Here is a 16,022-nt window from a genome sequence, read left to right as displayed (position 1 = left end):
TTCAGCCTATGTGGGACCCACGACCGGGATGCCGTACGCTTCCGCTGCGTTCGCCATGCGGGAATCGTAGGTGAGCACGCCCTCGAGGTCGTCGCCGAGCTCAAGGGCGGAAGCAAGGTGGATGGCATCCCGAGTTCGCAGGGTCGCGGGCGCGAGTCGGCCGGCTGCGTCGAAGGTGTCACGAGCGGGGGAGACAAGGGAGACGCTCTCGAGCACGACACGCGCCTGCGTGGCGAGCCCCGGCGCGCCCCGACGCACCGCCCGCATGAGTTCCGTGCGGGTCAGGTCGCTCGTGATCAGGATGCGAGGAGAGGCGACCAGCCATCGCCGAAGCGCAGCAGACTCCGTCTCGGTGACGAGAAGCTTCACAAGAGCGGACGTGTCGACGTACCAGGCCACTACACGTCCTCTTCGTCCCTCATCTGCGCAAGCACTGCAGAGAGAGGGCTGCCGGTGGCCGCAGGAGGAAGCTCGGTGAGGTCCCGAAGGGGGGCGCGAAGACGGCCCGCAGTCTCCAGTTCGGCCAGCCGAGACCTGCCGATCGGGCTCAACCGAGCGACCGGGCGACCGCGATCCGTGATGGTCAGGTTCGCGCCCGCCTCGGCTCGAGCAACAACGGCGGATGCGTTCTGCTTGAGAGAGCGTATGCCGACGCTCTCGGTAGCTTCGGCGGCATCGTCGGAGGATTCGGCCATGTTCTACATAGTAGAACATCGACTGATTCGTCGGAAAGGGCCAACCCGAACTGCGGACGCTGGCCGGATGCTGCGCGTGACGCGAAAACGGCCACCGCCAGCGCGAGGCTGTCGGTGGCCGGTGCCATCGCCGGTCAAGGGATGCCCGGCGAGGGCGGATGCCGCTGGGTCAGCGGGCGACGCCGCGGCGACGCGTGACGGCGACGTAGATGGCGAGCACGATGATCGCGCCGATGATGGAGCCGATGATGCCGGCGGGCTGGAAGAAGCCGTCCATCGGGTCGTGCTGGAAGATCAGGAATCCGAGGAATCCGCCGACGAACGATCCGATGATCCCCAGCAGGATCGTCATGAGAATGCCCATCTCCTGCTTGCCGGGAATGACGGCGCGGGCGATGAAACCGGCGATCAGGCCGATGATGATGATGCTGATGATGAGACCGATCATGGCCTTCTCCTTTGTTCAGCGGACGCGGTGCGCCCGACCGGGTGGCGCCGTCGGCGCATCCGGATTCGGTTGGGGAGTTCCCACTTCACCACCCCTGCGGGTGTGCCGTCACACCCCTGGGGGTGTAATCCTGAATCCATGCCCTCTCCTCGTGCGACCCGAGCCGTGACGGTCGCGCTGATCGATGACTACGACATCGTGCTCACCGGTCTGGCGCACCTGTTCGACAACTACCGCGACCGCGTCGTCGTGGCCGAGATCGACGCGCGCACCGCGATGGAGGATCCGGTGGACGTCGTGCTGTACGACTCGTTCGCCCAGCCGGAGTCGGACCACGACGAGATCGCCGGGCTGGTGGCCAATCCGCGGGCGCGGCATGTCGTGGTCTACACCTGGAACTTCCATCCCGACCTCATCGAGTCTGCTCGGCAGCTGGGCGTGCACGGGTACCTGTCGAAGACGCTCACCGCGGCAGAGCTCGTCGCCGCCATCGAGGCGGTGAACGCGGGCGAGATGGTGTTCAGCGACCCCGGCCGCCGCGCCCCGAGCGCACCCGGCCTCGACTGGCCGGGACGCCTCGAGGGCATCACCGATCGCGAGTCCGAGATCCTCGCGCTCATCACCCAGGGCAAGAGCAATGCGGATGTCGCCCGCCTCACTTACCTCAGCCCCAACACGGTGAAGTCCTACATCCGCTCGGTCTACCGCAAGATCGGGGTTACCACGCGCACGCAGGCGGTGCTCTACGGCGTCAGCCACGGCTTCGCCCCAGATACCCGCCGCATCGAGCACTGGCTGGGAGGGCCGTGACCCTCGTGCGCATTGGCACGAGCGGCGCCGGCAGGATGCCGCTGACGCGGTAGACGCGCTCGCCGCGGTCTTACTTGTAGAAGATCGAGACGCCGCCATGGTGCGAGCACGCCCCCTGGTGGTGCTCGGCGAAGGAATAGGTGCCGTCATTGCAGAGCGCGGTCGCGCCACCGCCGTCGGGAACAGCGGGAGCGGGTGCCGGCGCAGGAGCCGGAACCGGCGCAGGATCGGGAACCGGCGCAGGTGCGGGGACGGGCGCAGGTGCAGGAGCCGGCGCCGGGGCAGGCGCCGGCGCCGGAGGGACGGTGGGAGCGGGGGCCGGCAGGGCGAACGGAGAGGTGACCGCCTTCTGATCCGGGCACGTCGCGAGCACCCGCGTCATCGCATCTTGCTCGGCTGCCGTGACCCAGAGCCCGTACCTCGCCTTGACGGAGACCTGATGGGCGACGTACTCGCACCGGAACGACTTCGACGGTGGCAGCCAGGTCGCGGCATCCCCGTCGCTCTTCTTGGCGTTCGTCGGTCCGTCGACGGCGAAGAGGTTCATCGGGTCGTTCGCAAGCGAGATGCGCTGCGCCTGGCTGAGCTGCTGCGCGCCGGTCTCCCACGCGTTCATGAGCGCGACGACATGGTCGATCTGCACCGCCGTCGACGTGGTGTTGCCGCGCACGAACGCGATCGTGGTGCCGGTGTACGGGTCGTGCAGCGTGCCGCTCAGAACCCTGCATCCTGCAGGGCGGTCGATGTCGGCCAGGTCGCGGGCCAGCACGTCGTTGCGGGTGTCGCATCCGTTTCGATCCACGTCGAGCCAGGCGATGCCGAAGTCGTCGGTGCGGTCGTACCCCGTCTTCGGCGCGCGGCCCTTGACCGGAAGGGTGGCGAGAAGGCTCAGCGCGGACCGGTTGCTCGTCGCGGCGTCGTTCTCGATGACGACGGATGCCGCATCACTCGCCGCCTGCACCGTCGACGGATCGAGCTCCGGGTCGGCGGTCGGAGTGGGCGTGGGTGTGGCTGTCGATGGTGCGGTGACAGAAGCCGTCGGTGTCGGCGTCGAGGCGGCGTCGGGACTCGCTGACGTCGATGGGCCGACGAGCGCGGAGCCCACGATCACCGCGACGACAGCGGCGCCCGACGCGATGGCGCCCGCCTTTCGAGAGGCCAGCATCGCCCAGCTGCGCCGGCCGGTGATCGCCACGTAGATGCCCGTCAGCAGTGCGGCGAGTCCGACGACGATCAGCACGCCGCCGATCCCACTCGTGAATGCCGACACGACGACGAACGGCGCGAGAAGCGCTGGAACGACCCAGAAGGAGCGAGGGATGCGTCGCTTCGACGATCGCCCCGCCGAAGCGGTGACGCGGGGCTTCAGCGTGGGCATCGACGCGTTCCTTCCTTCATGACTGCTCACAGAGTAAGGATGCCGCGGCGCCTCCGTCGGCAGCGCAACGGCCCCCAGAAAGGAAGGCACGCGAGGGGGTGCTCGTTTGCTCGGTGGCCGTGACGGCATCCGTGCCGAGGCGTAGCGTGGCATCAGGCCGGACACCGTGACGAGACCGGCCGTTTCGCCACGATCCGACCTGTCATCACCCCGACAGGAAAGGACATCATGGCTACCTACGACGTGGCAGACCGTTCGGCGATCGTCACGGGAGCGGGCAGCGGCATCGGCCGCAGCGTCGCCCTCACCCTCGCGGCCAGCGGAGCCGCCGTTCTCGTGAACGATCTGAACGCCGAGTCTGCCGAGCGCGTGGTGCGCGAGATCACGGATGCAGGGGGGCGAGCAGCCGCATCCGTCGGCGATGTGACCGACCAGGGCTGGGTCGAGTCATCGATCGGCGCGGCGAACGACCTGGCGCCGCTGCGTATCGCCGTGAACAACGCCGGCATCGGCGGAGCGTCGGCGCTCACCGGCGACTACCCGCTGGACTCGTGGGCGCGGGTGATCGACATCAACCTGAGCTCGCTGTTCTACGGAATGCGCGCGCAGCTGCCGGCGATCGTGGCCAACGGTGGGGGATCGATCGTGAACGTCGCATCGATCCTCGGAAGTGTCGGCTTCGCGAACTCGGTCGCATACGTAACGGCCAAGCACGGCGTTCTCGGACTGACGAAGAACGCGGCGATCGAGTACGCGGCCCAGGGCGTGCGCGTGAACTCGGTCGGGCCCGGCTTCATCAAGACCCCGCTGATCGACGCGAACCTCGACGCCGATGCCCAGGCCTACCTGGTGGGCCTGCACCCGCTCGGGCGTCTGGGTGAGGCGGACGAGGTGGCCGCGCTGGTCGCGTTCCTCGCGAGCGATGCCGCGAGCTTCATCACGGGCAGCTATCACCTCGTCGACGGAGGGTACACCGCGCGGTAGCGGCACGCGCCACCCGGCATCCCACACGGGCCGACTTGCCACTTCTTGCGGCTTCGGGCGCCTCGGAACCCGCAAGAAGTGGCAAGTCGACCCGCTCGTATTGCACTGGCGCGCGCGGCGCGCAAGCCCGGTGCGGGACTGCCGCCGCGGCCACAGACTGGCGGCATCCGCCTCACCGGCGGCGACGGATGGAGATTCTCATGGCAGATCTGGGTGGCCTCGGCGATAAGGCGAAGGACTTCGCGAACAGCGACCAGGGCGAGAAGGCCAGCGACTCGGCGCTCGACAAGGCCGGCGACGCCGCCGACTCGGCGACCGGCGGCAAGTTCAGCGACAAGATCGACGCCGGCGAGAAGGCGGCCGACGACAAGGTCGGCGAGTAGCAGCGCCCACTGTGCGGGATGCGCCGGGCCTCCGGGCGCGGCGCATCCCCTGTGGGTGCATTCCGTGGATGGGCCCCGACTGCAGACGTGCAGGACCGGGCAGGCTCAGACGCCTTGCAGGAGGCGGTCGGCGGCCACCGTCGCGCCGCGCCTCAGGAAGGCGCGGCCCTCATCGCGTGCGGCATTCTCGGGGGCAGGACATACTCGGGAGATGGTGCAACGTCGGTTCGACAGGGTTACCCACGCTGGGGAGTCCGTGACCGTTCAACAGGGCTCCGTCGAAGCAGGCGGGCGACGACCGGGCAAGCCACTCGCCAGCGGAGCCCGGATGTTCTGGGCATACACCCTGCACACGGTCGGAGCCATCTTTGGAGCGTGTGCGGCCGGCTACACCCTCTGGCAGGTTCCGCAGATGATCGCCAGCCATACCGCGTTCATCGACGCGGGCCAGGACTACAGCGCCCGGGTGAGCCTGGCATGGGACGAGTCGTTTCTGTTGGTCGCCGTCGCGGCAGCGGCGTTCGGCGTGCTGATCGCAGGGTCCGGCCTGCCGGTGCTGCGTGGTTACCGTCGCAGCCCGATCGCCTACCTCCTGGTGGGCGTGGCCATCGCGGGAGTCGTCGTATCGGCGATCGGGTACTCCCTCCTGCAGAGCGAGAACGTCGGCTCCTGATCGCCGGCACCCGCGCGAACGGGTTCCTACTCCCGGCTCAGTTTCCGGATGCTTCGGTCAAGCTTCGGGAATGACCATCGCGAAGCGCTCCTCGCGCGCTTCGTCGGGGTCGGGTCCGCTGCGAACGCCCGTGTCGAGCGCGTCGATGCTCGCCAGCTCGTCGGCGCTCAACTCGAAGTCGAACACGTCGAAGTTCTCGGCGATGCGCTTCGGATTCACCGACTTCGGGATAGCGGAGCGGCCCTGCTGCAGGTGCCAGCGCAGCATCACCTGGGCCGGCGACTTCGCATGCGCCTGCGCGATGGCGGCGATCGTCGGGTCGTCCATCACGCTCTTGCGGTCTTCGCCCCAACCGGGATAGAAGGTGATGCCGCCGATCGGGGACCAGGCCTGCGTGAGGATGCCGCTGGCAGCATCCGCTCGCTGCACGTCGGGCTGGCTGAAGTAGGGGTGCAACTCGATCTGGTTGACGGCGGGAACGACCTCCGTCTCGGCGAGCAGTCGCTCGAGGTGGTGGGGCATGAAGTTGCTGACGCCGATGGCGCGCACCCGGCCGTCACGGAGCAGCCGCTCGAGCGCCGTGTAGGCGGCGATCGTGTTGTCGAAGCGATCGGGCGCGGGCTGGTGCAGGATGAGCAAGTCGAGCGTCTCGACCCCGAGCTTGCCGGTGGCCTTCTCCCACGCGTGCAGGGTCTCGTCGTACCCGTAGTCGCTCACCCAGACCTTCGTCTCGATGAACACCTCGGAGCGATCGAGCCCCGAGCGGCGGATGCCTTCGCCGACCCCCCGCTCGTTGCCGTAGGCGGCCGCCGTGTCGATGTGGCGGTATCCGGTGGCGAGAGCGGCCTGCACCGCCGCGGTGGTCTCTTCGGGTGGGGACTGGAAGACGCCGAGTCCGAGAGCGGGCATCGTGATGCCGTTGTTGAGTGTGAGTTCCATGACCATGTCGTCAACGCTAGGCGCGGGTGTCTCTACGGTCGAGGGGGCTGGATGGAAGGCCGAGGGGGTGTAAGGGCGCCGGCCCGGAACCGTCAGCTGCGCTCGGGGTTCGCCCCTGACTGCACAGAGCGAGGCGGATGCGTCAGGTGGTCTTGCGGCGGCGTGGCGCCGCCGAGCGCGGGGGTGCGGAGCGCATGTGGTCGCGCAGTCGGCCCAGCACATCCGCGAGGGCATCGACATCCGCGGAGGTCAAGGGCGCCAGCAGCAGGTCGTGGAGCACGGCGATGTGCCCGGCCAGAACCTTGGCCAGCAGGTCCCTGCCCTCCTGCGTGATGGTGACGGTCGTGCTGCGCTCGTCGTCGAGGGAAGGGGCGCGCGTGACCAGTCCGCGCTGCTCGAGCAGTTGCGCCTGGTAGGTGAGACCGCTGCGAGAGTAGACCACGCCGTCGGCGAGATCCGTCATGCGGTGGCTGCCCGAGTGAGCGTTGCCCAGACGCCCCAGAAGCTGGAACTGCACGTAGCTGAGGTCGCCGGCGTCGCGCAGTTGCTGCTCGACGGCATGCCGCAAGAGGCTGCTCACCTCGATGAGCGAGAAATAGGCGTCCAGCTCCGTCGGGCTGAGGTCGCGCGGTGAGGAGGCCATGCCGCGAGCCTATCCGTTACTACGAACTCAAAACACTTGCTACGAACTCGAAGCAGTGTTACCGTGCTCCTGATGCTTCACATTCGAAGCATCAGGAGGAGGAAGATCATGAAGGCAGTACGTTTCCACGAGTTCGGCAGCCCCGACGTTCTGCAGTACGAGAACGCGCCGCAGCCCGTCGCGGGGGAGGGTCAGGTTCTTATCCGTGTGGCCGGCTCGGCCTACAACCCGGCCGACGCAGGCATCCGAGCAGGCTCCCTGCCCTTCGGAGTGACCCTGCCGCACGTTCCCGGGTACGACGTGTCGGGCAGGATCGAGGCGGTCGGCGATGATGTCTCGGCCTTCCAGCCCGGCGATGCCGTGATCGGGTTCCTGCCGATGGGTGAAGACGGATCCGCGGCCGAGTACGTCGTAGCCCCTGCGGACGCGCTCGCCATCGCCCCGGCGAGCATCCCGCTGGCCGACGCTGCCGCTCTGCCATCGGTCGCGCTGACGGCATGGCAGGCGCTGTTCGACGTTGCCGCGCTCGAGGCCGGCCAGCGGCTGCTCATCACGGGTGCGGGCGGGGCGGTCGGGGCATACGCCGTTCAGCTCGCCGCGCGGGCGGGAGCCCACGTGATCGCGACTGCGAGCCCGCGCAGCCGGGAGACCGTGCAGGCGGCCGGTGCGTCGCAGGTCATCGACCACACGAATGCCAGCGTTCTCGATGCGGTGACGGAGCCCGTCGACGTGCTGCTGAACCTGGCGCCGCTCAGCCCCGAGGAATTCGCCGAGCTCGTCGCCGTGGTGCGCGACGGCGGCATCGTCGTGGCCACGACCGCGTGGATGACGACGCCCGGCGACGAGGAGCGCGGCGTGCGAACGGCCGATGTGTTCGCGCGACCCGACGTCGACGAGCTGACCCGGCTGGTCTCCCTCGTCGACAGCGGTGAACTCACCGTCGAGGTCGCTGAGCGGGTCTCGCTGAACGGCCTTGCCGCCATCCACGCACGGGCAGCGGCCGGCGAGGTCGTCGGCAAGGTGATCGCCGTTCCGGATGCCGCCTGAGCAATCAACCCGCGAGGAGCCCCTGCGACCGGGGCATACGACTGAGGGATGCGTCGCCCGATGGGGCCGCGCATCCCTCAGCCGTGTGAGATCAGGAGCCGTGCGGCCTCAGCCGAACGTGCGATGCAACCAGCCGGCGACGGGCCGCTGCTGTTCGCCCTGCTGGGCGGCGAGCACGATGAGCACGCCGGTGACTGCCGGCAGCACCCACTGTGCGACCTTCTGCTTGCGTTGTGCGGCCGCGAGCTGCTTCGAGGTGCCGCTTCCGGGCTCGGTCACGCCTTCGGCATCCTCGTCGAAGTGCTTGGCGATGGTGCCGCCGAGAATCGCGGAGTAGAGGGTCGCGGCGCCGGCCACCCCGGTGAGCGCGAGCTTCACCGCGGTGTTGATCTGCGTGCCCTCATCGTTGACGAGGCGAGCCTTGTTTCCGAGGATCAGGCCGACGCCTCCGACGCCGTGGGCCGCGAGGGCCGCCAGTTGCACGGGAGCCCAGCGCCCCCATCCGATGGACGAGATCTTGAGCTTCTGGCTCGCCGGCTCGGCTTGGGCGGCCGCGCCGTTGAGGCCGACGGCACCCATGAGGGATCCGCCGAACCACGCCGCGAGGCCGAGGTCGTGCAGGGAGCGTACGAGCGTGTTGCGTTCCGACATGGGTGTCTCCGATCGAGGTGGTCCGCTCAGGCTACGTACGGCAGCGCCACCCGCATCATGGGCTTGACATCCCTGGGCGAGGGGAGCCGGATGGGCGAGGCGTCACCGACCGCGTCGACGGAGGCGCCGCATCCGCCCGTGGCCGGAGGGTTGTCGCGCGAGTGTGGCGGATGCGAGCGGCCGGCGGCAGCCGGGGGTTACAGCAGCGACTTCGCGTCGGAGAGGCCCTGCTCGACAGTGGAGAACCGCGGCTCCCACGCCAGCTCGTCCCGTGCGCGCTGCGCCGAGACCTGCAGGTCGATTCGCGTCATGAACTCGCCCGCGTACGGTGCCGCGGCGCGCAGCACCCCGACCGGCACGCGCAGTGGTGCCGGCAGGCGCAGCACGCGCGAGGCCGTCTCGACGTACTCGCGCCAGCTCACGCGCTCCTCGGATGCGGTGTTGTAGGCAGTACCGGCCCGGCCCCGGTCGAGGGCGGCGACAGCTGCGGAGGCGGCGTCGGCGTGGTGCACGAAGGGAATGGCGCCGTCCCACGACGTCACGGGCAGCATCCGTCGACGCAGGCTCGTGGCGACCGTGCGCACGTCCTCGCCGTAGAAGATGCCGTAGCGCAGTGCGATGCCCTCGAGACCGGATGCCGTGAAGACCTGCTGCTCGGCCGAGACGAGCGCCGCGAACGTCGGGTCGGCGCCCGTGCCCTCGGGAACGCCGAAGGGCACGCTCTCGTCGACGGGCGCGGGGTGGTGGCTGCGGAAGCCGTAGCCGAGCACGATCGACTGGGTGATCATCCGGGTGGCACCGACGAGGTGGGCGGACTCGATGAGGTGCGCGGTGCCTTTCTCGCGAAGCACGTTGGTCGCCGTCATCGATCCGTAGAACAGGGGCGGTTTGCTGAGCGCGGTGAGCTGATGCATGACCGCGTCGGCTCGCTGGCCGGTGAGGCTCGCGAGCAGCGCATCACGGTCGAGCACGTCGGCGACGACGGCATCCGCTCCCATGCTCCGCAGCCGCTCGGCCCGCTCGGGGCTGCGGGTGATGCCGAGCACCCCGTGGCCCGCGGCGAGCAGCTGCGGCGCGAGCTGTCGGCCCAGGGCGCCGGATGCGCCGGCGAGCAGCACTCTCATGAGGATCCCTTCACGCGCGTGGCACGGGCGGCGGAGATGCGGTCACAATGCCTGACGCGCTCTTCGCGCGTGCCGCGAATGCCGGGCTCGCCGCAATCGCCGCGAGCATCGAACGGTCGCGGGGTCGCGCCGATCACCAGGTCGCCGGATGCCACGCTCCCAACGTAGGCGCTGTCTCATCGCGCGCAACAGTGCTCGCGGGATATCGCGACGAGGGGCGACGCTCATGCGGTCGCGGTTCGTGGTCGGCTCTCGTACGGCGTCGCCGACTCCTCCACAGCCCCGGCGACCTCGCACAGGACATCCCCGTGCTGTTGGACGAGCGGCGGGCGGTCGTAGCGTTTGGGCACGACCCGAGGGAGCATCCGATGGAAGAAGAATCCGCGCAAACCATAGCCTGGCTCGACCAGGAAGACGAGCGTACCGCCCAGATCATCCGCAAGCATGGCGTCTTCATCCAGTACGTCTCGGGAGACATTGCCAAGTCGAGGCCCTCGTTCGCGTACACGACCGGCCTGTTCGGCATCGGCCACCCCGAGTTGCTCGTGTTCCACGTGCCGACTGCCGTCGCCAGTGGATTGCTGAACGACGTCGCGGGGCGCGTGCGGGCCGGCCGTGACCTCGTGCCGGGGGAGGTGCTCGAATTCGATGAGTGGGCGCACCGCGTCACGGTCGAGGAGGTGCCCAACCCGGCAGAGATCGTGTTCGCGGCCAACCGATTCGCTGATCGCCCTGACGAACTGTCCGTGCCGGTGTACCAGCTCACGTACGACGACCTCAACGGGCGGTTTCCGTGGGAGTCGGGCTATCTCAATCCCGAGTGGTACCAACCGCGGCCGGGCACGTTCCGCGCGTGACGGGGCCGGGAAACCGCAGCCGCAGTTCGGGAAGCAGTTCGGACGGCCGACGGATGACTATTTCAAGGGTCGTCCGACGACGGCGCTGATGATGCGCGCGATCGCCCAGCCGACCGCGCTCAGCAACGGTGCGCTCACAATGATGATGGCGACGGGATTCGGCCGGAACTTCACCCCGTTCGGACCGCCGACGTAGGCGCCGATCGGCAGCACGTAACCCCCACCCCCGCCTCCGCTGCCTTCGCCCTGGCCCTCCGGTGCCGAGCCGTGTTCAGGGAATTCGCCGGAGCCTGCGCCCCCGCCGAAGCCGAAGATGATCAATGCCGCCGGTACGACCTCCTGGCCGGCCACCGTGATGCCCGGGCCGAACGCCATCTTGGTTCCCCATGACGGAACGGACTCCGCCAGGTCGTGCAGGGGGTTTGCGGGCTTGAAGCTCTCTGGCATTTCGACTCCAATCGCCAGCCGTCGCAGCTCGATCAGGGAGGTCAGGCGCACCAGTGCGCGAGACGCTGACACCCACGATAGAGCCCAGCGCTCATCGCGAACAGAGGCGAAACGAAACTCAGGCCACGACCGACAGTTCGACCCGGGCTTGCCTGAAGAAGGGCATGCGGCCCTAGGCTGACGGCGTGAGCGAGGCATCGCAGGTCGAAGCGCCCGGTGGGCGACGCGTGCATTGGCTCGAGTTGTTCTTCGACCTCGTCATGGTCGCCTACATCGGTCAGGTCGCCCAAGTGATGCACGGCGATCCGGGGTGGGGCGACGCTCTCATCTTCTTCGTGCTCTGGGCGCCGGCGTGGTGGGCGTGGGTGAACATGACCCTCACCCTCAACCTGTTCGGGGCGCGTGTCTCAGGGGCGCTCTGGGCCGCCGTCACGGTCGGGATGCTCGCCGTCGGCGTCATGGCGGCCGCGGTGCCCGAGGCCCTCACCGAGAGGGCATGGGCGTTCGCGGTGGGGAACGCCACCCTCCGGCTGATCTGGATGGTGCCGTGGGCGGTGAAGAGGCGCACCATCGGGATGCCGTGGTGGCGCCCGATCGCGTACAGCGGACTCCCCGCCGCGCTCTGGCTCGTCTCCGCGGTCGTTCCGCAGCCCGCGCAATACGTGCTGTGGGCGGTCGCGATCGCCGTCGAGGTGGTGCTGCTGGCGTCGCTCGGGAGTCAGGCGAGGTGGTTGCAGCGCTCCCTCGACGTCGATCACCTGCTCGAACGGGTGAGCCTGCTTATCGTCATCGTCTTCGGGGAGTCGATCCTTGCGACGATCGCGGAGCTCGACGCGCACTGGTCGCTTGAATCAGGCGTGACGGCGGTTCTCGCCTTCCTCGCCATCTCGCTGCTCGCCTGGGTGTTCTTCCACTACGCATCCGGTTCTGCGGAATCCGGCCTGCGCCGGCTCCAGTCGGCCGGCCGCATCGGGGCGCTGCGCGACGCGGTGATGTATCTGCCCTTCGTGCTCATCTCGGGCATCGCCCTGTTCGCGAGCGGACTCGGCTCGGCGGTCGCCGAAGCCGGACACCGCCTCGCTCCCGGTGCGGCAGTCTGCATCGCAGCCGGAATCGTGCTGTTCTATCTCGCGAGCATCGGCGAGTCCGTGCGCTACGGGGTTCCCTGGCGTGAGGTCGCGACGTGGGGGATCGCCGGCATCGTGCTTCCCTGGGCGATCGTGCCCCTTGCCCGCGTGGTGCATGCGGAGGTCGTACTCGCCGCCGTCGTCGTGCTTCTCGCGGTGATGATCGCCCTCGCCGAGGCGAATGTCCGTCGCATGGCCGCCGCTCGAGAAGGTGCGACTTCCGCGGCATGAGGGGAGCGCATCCGCAGCGCCCGCCGTCGCCGTCGCCGTCCGCGGAGCCGGCTCAGCCGACGGCGGCGGGCGCGACGTTGAAGTTGTCGCGGAAGAGGTTGCCCGGGTCGACCTGGGCCTTGAGCGCCCGCAGCCGCTCGAGGGATCCGTTGGGAAAGGCCTCGACGAGCCGGGCTTCCGAGGTGTCCGTCTCGAAGCTGAGGTAGAGCCCCGAGAAGTGCGGCTCGAGTTCGGCCCACGCTCGATTGATCCGTTCGCGGTCTTGCCCGATCGCGACGACCGAGAAGTTGGCGTCGCGCCCGGCGAAGGCCGTCGCATCCGCCGGCACGTCGCCGACAGCGCCGCCGAGTGCGCGGATCTGGAAGAAGTAGACCGCGCCGCTCGCCATCAGCCGCGCGGCCGCAGCCGCGAACTCGGGTGTGATCGATCGCAACAGTCCGGATCGGGCGGCCGGGTCGCCCTGGCCGTCGTGCGGGTCGGTGCTCGCGTTGGCCATGACCGCTGCGTAGGGGAGGATACGCGCGTCGGACTGCACGAGTTGCCCGGTGTCGGCGAACGGCTGCAGGCGCGCGAGCACGGTCTCGGGGTCGTCGGAGTCGACGGCCACCATCACCTGCGCGAGCGCCGCTCCGCCCGGTCGAGGCGCGCCCATGAGCATGAACGACGTCGTGTCGCGCGGCGCCCGTTCCAGAGCGGTGCCCCAGTCAACGAGGAACTCCGCCGTGTCATCGACCTGGATGCCGAGGGTCGCGAACCCGATATCGCCCACCTCGTCGACCTCGAACTCGAACGCGACGACGACCCCGAGGTTGCCTCCGGCACCACGGATGCCCCAGAACAGCTCAGCGTTCTCGTCGACGGATGCGCGCACGAGCGAGCCGTCGGCCGTCACGACCTCGGCGGCACGCAGGTGATCGATCGTGAGGCCGTGCTCGCGCACGAGCCAACCGACCCCGCCCGCCGTCGCGAGCCCACCGACGCCGACGCCGCCGTAGTCGCCCGACGAGAGCGCCCAGCCGTGCGGCTGCAGGGCGGCCGCCACGTCCATCCAGCGCGCACCGGGGCCGATGCGCACCAAGCGGCGCTGCTCGTCGAGCACGGTGATCTCGTTGAGGGCTCCCACGTCGATCACGACGCCGCCGTCGTTCGTGGAGCGTCCGCTGATGCCGTGTCCGCCGCTGCGCACCGACAGCGGCACGTGAGTGTGCGCGCGTGCGTAGGCCACGGCATCCGTCACCTCGGCGACCGTCGCCGGCCGCAGCACGAGCCCCGGCTCGCCCCCGCGCATGTAGGTGGAGCGCACCGTCGCGTACGCCCGGTCGCCCGGTTCGATGGCGGATGCGGCGAGCGAGGCCGGCACGGCGTCGTAGTCGATGCCGCTGCGGCGCCGGGCGAGTGCGGCGTTCGACCGGGTCGGCGCGGCGGACGTTCCGCGCCGGGCGCGTTCGGAGGCAACCTCGGCGCGCACGACCGGGATGACCTCGTCGGCGAACACCTGCAGGGCGCGCGGGTCATCGCCCATGAGAATGAAGGTCGACACGCCCTCGTCGAGGGCGAATCCGGTGAGCTGGTCGACCATGCGCTCCGGTTCGGTGAGACCACCGATGTTGAGCAGGCGCCGGATCTCGCTGGGTGCGCGGCCTGCGGCATCCGCGGCATCGTCGATGGTCGCGTTTCCACGGGCGAGGTCGCCGGGCTGCAGGTAGGGGAGCGATGGCAGCCAGCCGTCGGCCTTGCGGCCGATGAGGCGCAGCATGCGGGGCTTGAGCGCGCCGAGCCAGATGGCCACGTCGTGAGCGGGCGCGGGCCCGCGCTTGGCGCCGTGCACGTGATGGAAGCGGCCGTCGACGCGCAGCGGAGCGCGCTCGCCGGTGTTCCAGATGCCGCGGATGATGTCGATGGCCTCGCTCAGCGCGTCGACGCCCTGACCCGCAGTGAGCTTGGTCTGGCCCATCGCCTCGATCGCGTCCCAGAAGCCGCCCGCGCCCAGACCGAGCTCGATGCGCCCGCCGGTGAGCAGGTCGAGGCTCGCCACCGACCGCGCGAGCACTGCGGGCTGGCGCAGCGGCAGGTTGAGCACGTTGCCCGAGAGACGGATGCGCTCGGTCGCCGCGCCGACGTAGGAGAGCAGCGTCCACGTGTCGAGGAACGCGGGCTGGTACGGGTGGTCCTGAAAGGTCGCGAGGTCGTAGCCGAGGCGCTCGCTCAGTTGCGCGAGCGCGACGGGCGCCTCGGGCGACGCGCTGGTCGGCGTGATGAACGTTCCGAATTGGAGGGCGTGACCATAGTCGGGCATGCCTTGAGTCTGCTCTGCGTGGGGCGCCCGCTGCAAACGCGGAGTGAGTGGCTTACGATGGGTAAGTGACCACGACTCCGACCACCTCGCTGCGCGGCTTCACCCGCATCTCCGACGACCAGTGCGGCCGGTTCACCTCGGCGGTCGAGCTCGTCGGCCGCCGCTGGAGCTCCGGCATCCTGCTGGCTATCGCCCGCGGCGCCACCCGGTTCTCCCAGATCGCGGGCAGTGTCACCGGCCTCTCCGATCGGATGCTGGCGCAGCGCCTGCGCGAACTCGAGACCGCCCAGCTCATCGAGCGCGAGGTCATCCCGTCGACGCCCGTTCAGGTGCGCTACCACCTCACCCAACGCGGCACGGAACTGATGAGCTCGCTGCGGCCGCTCGTCGCTTGGGCGCACAGGTGGGAGCCGGAGGCCGGCGAGGAGTTGGTCGGGTAGGGGTGTGGTTGCTGTCGCCTGGACAATTCCGACCGCGGCGACACTGTGGTCGTGAAGCATCCCGGTCGCGTGACCGGGATGGGAAGGCCGGAAGCTCTCGCACTTCTGGCTAGAAAGCTGGCTAGGATGAGCACATGTCGGAACCGATGAACATCCTCGATGCGAGGAACAACCTCTCGAAGATCGTCGCCGCGGCCTCCGCCGGTACCGACACCGTCATCGCCAAGCGGGGGCGTCCGGTCGCTCGAGTCACGAGGGTTCTCAGCAGTGACGAACTGACGGCGGCCGGGCTGGTCGACTGGCTGATCGAGAATCCGCTGGCGGCGTCGGCCCCTCGAACCTCGGAGCAACTCGACGAGCAGATAGGGACCGAGCGCGGAGGGTGGGAGTGATCTACCTCGACTCCTGCATCGTGATCTACGCGGCCGAGGATCGCGGGGTTCGCGGTGATCGAGTGCGACGGCGACTCCGCGAGGCCGGTGGCGAAATCGTCGCCATCAGTCCCCTCGTGATCCTCGAGAGCGTGGTCGGGCCGATCCGTGAGGGCGACCTCGCGTTGCGCGATCGCTACGATCAGCTGTTCGAGCGGTTCCGGCTGCTCGACCTCGATGAAGCGGCCCATCGCCGGGCGGCCGAACTCCGTGCCCGAACCGGCATCCGAACGCCCGACGCGCTCCACCTCGCGGCGGCGCAGTTGAACGGATGCTCCGCCCTCTGGACGAACGATCGCCGACTCGGCGCGGCGTCGCACGGTCTGGCGGTCGACGTCGTCAACAGCTGACGACGGGGCGTGGTATCGCCTCCCCTTGGCGTCACATGGTCGGAAATGTCGGAGTGTCCGACCTGATG

General features: G+C 69.1%; 21 protein-coding genes. 10 read left to right on the top strand and 11 right to left on the bottom strand.

Translation table 11 applies throughout. The features are described from left to right. Positions 1 to 6 precede the first annotated feature (6 nt). The 3 genes from WDJ51_RS08675 to WDJ51_RS08665 all read right to left on the bottom strand — a co-directional run bounded on the left by WDJ51_RS08675 (position 7) and on the right by WDJ51_RS08665 (position 1,143). On the bottom strand, positions 7 to 399 hold the full coding sequence (locus WDJ51_RS08675; RefSeq protein ID WP_337852050.1) for a type II toxin-antitoxin system VapC family toxin: 393 nt from the start codon (positions 397 to 399) through the stop codon (positions 7 to 9). Next, positions 399 to 695, bottom strand: coding sequence for a type II toxin-antitoxin system Phd/YefM family antitoxin (locus WDJ51_RS08670; RefSeq protein ID WP_337852049.1), 297 nt, complete (start codon positions 693 to 695; stop codon positions 399 to 401). Before WDJ51_RS08670 ends, WDJ51_RS08675 begins: the two co-directional genes overlap by 1 nt. Before the next feature lie 169 nt (positions 696 to 864). After that, a complete protein-coding gene (locus WDJ51_RS08665; RefSeq protein ID WP_337852048.1) occupies positions 865 to 1,143 on the bottom strand; it encodes a GlsB/YeaQ/YmgE family stress response membrane protein in 279 nt (92 codons plus the stop codon). Positions 1,144 to 1,281: 138 nt separating this feature from the next. Between WDJ51_RS08665 and WDJ51_RS08660 the strand changes: the two genes are divergently transcribed. Continuing rightward, positions 1,282 to 1,953 (top strand): response regulator transcription factor, encoded by a 672-nt coding sequence (locus WDJ51_RS08660; protein ID WP_337852047.1) that lies wholly within the window; start codon positions 1,282 to 1,284, stop codon positions 1,951 to 1,953. 70 nt (positions 1,954 to 2,023) lie between these two features. On the opposite strand, the gene WDJ51_RS08655 is transcribed toward WDJ51_RS08660, so the two are convergent. Beyond that, positions 2,024 to 3,331, bottom strand: a complete 1,308-nt coding sequence (locus WDJ51_RS08655) for a GmrSD restriction endonuclease domain-containing protein (RefSeq protein WP_337852046.1) — start codon at positions 3,329 to 3,331, stop codon at positions 2,024 to 2,026. 228 nt (positions 3,332 to 3,559) lie between these two features. Here WDJ51_RS08655 and WDJ51_RS08650 point away from each other — a divergent pair, with 228 nt between their 5' ends. From WDJ51_RS08650 to WDJ51_RS08640, 3 genes are all read left to right on the top strand, one after another. Further along, positions 3,560 to 4,315: an SDR family NAD(P)-dependent oxidoreductase gene (locus tag WDJ51_RS08650; protein WP_337852045.1), complete on the top strand. Its 756-nt coding sequence runs from the start codon at positions 3,560 to 3,562 to the stop codon at positions 4,313 to 4,315. Positions 4,316 to 4,515: 200 nt separating this feature from the next. After that, a complete protein-coding gene (locus WDJ51_RS08645) occupies positions 4,516 to 4,698 on the top strand; it encodes an antitoxin (RefSeq protein WP_337852044.1) in 183 nt (60 codons plus the stop codon). A 256-nt stretch (positions 4,699 to 4,954) separates the two neighbouring features. Beyond that, complete coding sequence (locus tag WDJ51_RS08640) at positions 4,955 to 5,371, top strand: hypothetical protein (protein WP_337852043.1); 417 nt, start codon at positions 4,955 to 4,957, stop codon at positions 5,369 to 5,371. A gap of 57 nt (positions 5,372 to 5,428) precedes the next feature. On the opposite strand, the gene WDJ51_RS08635 is transcribed toward WDJ51_RS08640, so the two are convergent. Both WDJ51_RS08635 and WDJ51_RS08630 read right to left on the bottom strand, forming a co-directional pair. Next, positions 5,429 to 6,310, bottom strand: coding sequence for an aldo/keto reductase (locus WDJ51_RS08635; protein WP_337852087.1), 882 nt, complete (start codon positions 6,308 to 6,310; stop codon positions 5,429 to 5,431). Between the two features lie 142 nt (positions 6,311 to 6,452). Continuing rightward, positions 6,453 to 6,953 carry a MarR family winged helix-turn-helix transcriptional regulator gene (locus tag WDJ51_RS08630; protein ID WP_337852042.1) on the bottom strand — a complete coding sequence of 167 codons (501 nt, stop codon included), beginning with the start codon at positions 6,951 to 6,953 and terminating at the stop codon, positions 6,453 to 6,455. 108 nt (positions 6,954 to 7,061) lie between these two features. On the opposite strand from WDJ51_RS08630, the gene WDJ51_RS08625 reads away from it, so the two are divergent. Beyond that, positions 7,062 to 8,000 (top strand): NADP-dependent oxidoreductase, encoded by a 939-nt coding sequence (locus WDJ51_RS08625; protein ID WP_337852041.1) that lies wholly within the window; start codon positions 7,062 to 7,064, stop codon positions 7,998 to 8,000. 108 nt (positions 8,001 to 8,108) lie between these two features. Here the strand turns inward: WDJ51_RS08625 and WDJ51_RS08620 are convergent, their stop codons facing one another. The 3 genes from WDJ51_RS08620 to WDJ51_RS08610 all read right to left on the bottom strand — a co-directional run bounded on the left by WDJ51_RS08620 (position 8,109) and on the right by WDJ51_RS08610 (position 9,930). Next, positions 8,109 to 8,651 (bottom strand): hypothetical protein, encoded by a 543-nt coding sequence (locus WDJ51_RS08620; protein ID WP_337852040.1) that lies wholly within the window; start codon positions 8,649 to 8,651, stop codon positions 8,109 to 8,111. A 197-nt stretch (positions 8,652 to 8,848) separates the two neighbouring features. Then, positions 8,849 to 9,775: an NAD-dependent epimerase/dehydratase family protein gene (locus WDJ51_RS08615; protein WP_337852039.1), complete on the bottom strand. Its 927-nt coding sequence runs from the start codon at positions 9,773 to 9,775 to the stop codon at positions 8,849 to 8,851. After that, on the bottom strand, positions 9,772 to 9,930 hold the full coding sequence (locus WDJ51_RS08610) for a hypothetical protein (RefSeq protein WP_337852038.1): 159 nt from the start codon (positions 9,928 to 9,930) through the stop codon (positions 9,772 to 9,774). Before WDJ51_RS08610 ends, WDJ51_RS08615 begins: the two co-directional genes overlap by 4 nt. Positions 9,931 to 10,083: 153 nt before the next feature. Here WDJ51_RS08610 and WDJ51_RS08605 point away from each other — a divergent pair, with 153 nt between their 5' ends. Continuing rightward, positions 10,084 to 10,632: a DUF4262 domain-containing protein gene (locus WDJ51_RS08605; RefSeq protein WP_337852037.1), complete on the top strand. Its 549-nt coding sequence runs from the start codon at positions 10,084 to 10,086 to the stop codon at positions 10,630 to 10,632. Positions 10,633 to 10,689: 57 nt separating this feature from the next. On the opposite strand, the gene WDJ51_RS08600 is transcribed toward WDJ51_RS08605, so the two are convergent. Next, a complete protein-coding gene (locus WDJ51_RS08600) occupies positions 10,690 to 11,079 on the bottom strand; it encodes a hypothetical protein (RefSeq protein WP_337852036.1) in 390 nt (129 codons plus the stop codon). Positions 11,080 to 11,264: 185 nt separating this feature from the next. Between WDJ51_RS08600 and WDJ51_RS08595 the strand changes: the two genes are divergently transcribed. Beyond that, positions 11,265 to 12,437, top strand: coding sequence for a low temperature requirement protein A (locus tag WDJ51_RS08595; protein ID WP_337852035.1), 1,173 nt, complete (start codon positions 11,265 to 11,267; stop codon positions 12,435 to 12,437). A 52-nt stretch (positions 12,438 to 12,489) separates the two neighbouring features. On the opposite strand, the gene WDJ51_RS08590 is transcribed toward WDJ51_RS08595, so the two are convergent. Next, on the bottom strand, positions 12,490 to 14,733 hold the full coding sequence (locus tag WDJ51_RS08590; protein ID WP_337852034.1) for an LLM class flavin-dependent oxidoreductase: 2,244 nt from the start codon (positions 14,731 to 14,733) through the stop codon (positions 12,490 to 12,492). Positions 14,734 to 14,798: 65 nt separating this feature from the next. On the opposite strand from WDJ51_RS08590, the gene WDJ51_RS08585 reads away from it, so the two are divergent. The 3 genes from WDJ51_RS08585 to WDJ51_RS08575 all read left to right on the top strand — a co-directional run bounded on the left by WDJ51_RS08585 (position 14,799) and on the right by WDJ51_RS08575 (position 15,954). Further along, positions 14,799 to 15,173: a winged helix-turn-helix transcriptional regulator gene (locus WDJ51_RS08585; protein ID WP_337852033.1), complete on the top strand. Its 375-nt coding sequence runs from the start codon at positions 14,799 to 14,801 to the stop codon at positions 15,171 to 15,173. A gap of 134 nt (positions 15,174 to 15,307) precedes the next feature. Further along, the gene (locus WDJ51_RS08580) at positions 15,308 to 15,565 is read left to right on the top strand and encodes a type II toxin-antitoxin system Phd/YefM family antitoxin (RefSeq protein WP_337852032.1); all 258 of its coding nucleotides are present in this window, start codon (positions 15,308 to 15,310) and stop codon (positions 15,563 to 15,565) included. Next, positions 15,562 to 15,954 (top strand): type II toxin-antitoxin system VapC family toxin, encoded by a 393-nt coding sequence (locus WDJ51_RS08575; protein ID WP_337852031.1) that lies wholly within the window; start codon positions 15,562 to 15,564, stop codon positions 15,952 to 15,954. The genes WDJ51_RS08580 and WDJ51_RS08575 overlap by 4 nt, the downstream gene beginning before the upstream one ends. Positions 15,955 to 16,022: the final 68 nt, after the last annotated feature.

This window comes from Rathayibacter sp. YIM 133350 (assembly GCF_037404875.1).
Classification (GTDB): Bacteria; Actinomycetota; Actinomycetes; order Actinomycetales; family Microbacteriaceae; genus Orlajensenia.
This window is presented reverse-complemented; position numbering and strand designations above follow the sequence as displayed.

Bases quoted from the DNA above. Each gene is read 5' to 3' on its own strand.
- WDJ51_RS08625 (WP_337852041.1), top strand. From the start codon at position 7,062: ATGAAGGCAGTACGTTTCCACGAGTTCGGCAGCCCCGACGTTCTGCAG.
- WDJ51_RS08670 (WP_337852049.1), bottom strand. From the start codon at position 695: ATGGCCGAATCCTCCGACGATGCCGCCGAAGCTACCGAGAGCGTCGGC.
- WDJ51_RS08620 (WP_337852040.1), bottom strand. From the start codon at position 8,651: ATGTCGGAACGCAACACGCTCGTACGCTCCCTGCACGACCTCGGCCTC.
- WDJ51_RS08590 (WP_337852034.1), bottom strand. From the start codon at position 14,733: ATGCCCGACTATGGTCACGCCCTCCAATTCGGAACGTTCATCACGCCG.
- WDJ51_RS08655 (WP_337852046.1), bottom strand. From the start codon at position 3,331: ATGCCCACGCTGAAGCCCCGCGTCACCGCTTCGGCGGGGCGATCGTCG.
- WDJ51_RS08645 (WP_337852044.1), top strand. From the start codon at position 4,516: ATGGCAGATCTGGGTGGCCTCGGCGATAAGGCGAAGGACTTCGCGAAC.
- WDJ51_RS08630 (WP_337852042.1), bottom strand. From the start codon at position 6,953: ATGGCCTCCTCACCGCGCGACCTCAGCCCGACGGAGCTGGACGCCTAT.
- WDJ51_RS08650 (WP_337852045.1), top strand. From the start codon at position 3,560: ATGGCTACCTACGACGTGGCAGACCGTTCGGCGATCGTCACGGGAGCG.
- WDJ51_RS08600 (WP_337852036.1), bottom strand. From the start codon at position 11,079: ATGCCAGAGAGCTTCAAGCCCGCAAACCCCCTGCACGACCTGGCGGAG.
- WDJ51_RS08580 (WP_337852032.1), top strand. From the start codon at position 15,308: ATGTCGGAACCGATGAACATCCTCGATGCGAGGAACAACCTCTCGAAG.
- WDJ51_RS08660 (WP_337852047.1), top strand. From the start codon at position 1,282: ATGCCCTCTCCTCGTGCGACCCGAGCCGTGACGGTCGCGCTGATCGAT.
- WDJ51_RS08635 (WP_337852087.1), bottom strand. From the start codon at position 6,310: ATGGAACTCACACTCAACAACGGCATCACGATGCCCGCTCTCGGACTC.
- WDJ51_RS08615 (WP_337852039.1), bottom strand. From the start codon at position 9,775: ATGAGAGTGCTGCTCGCCGGCGCATCCGGCGCCCTGGGCCGACAGCTC.
- WDJ51_RS08665 (WP_337852048.1), bottom strand. From the start codon at position 1,143: ATGATCGGTCTCATCATCAGCATCATCATCATCGGCCTGATCGCCGGT.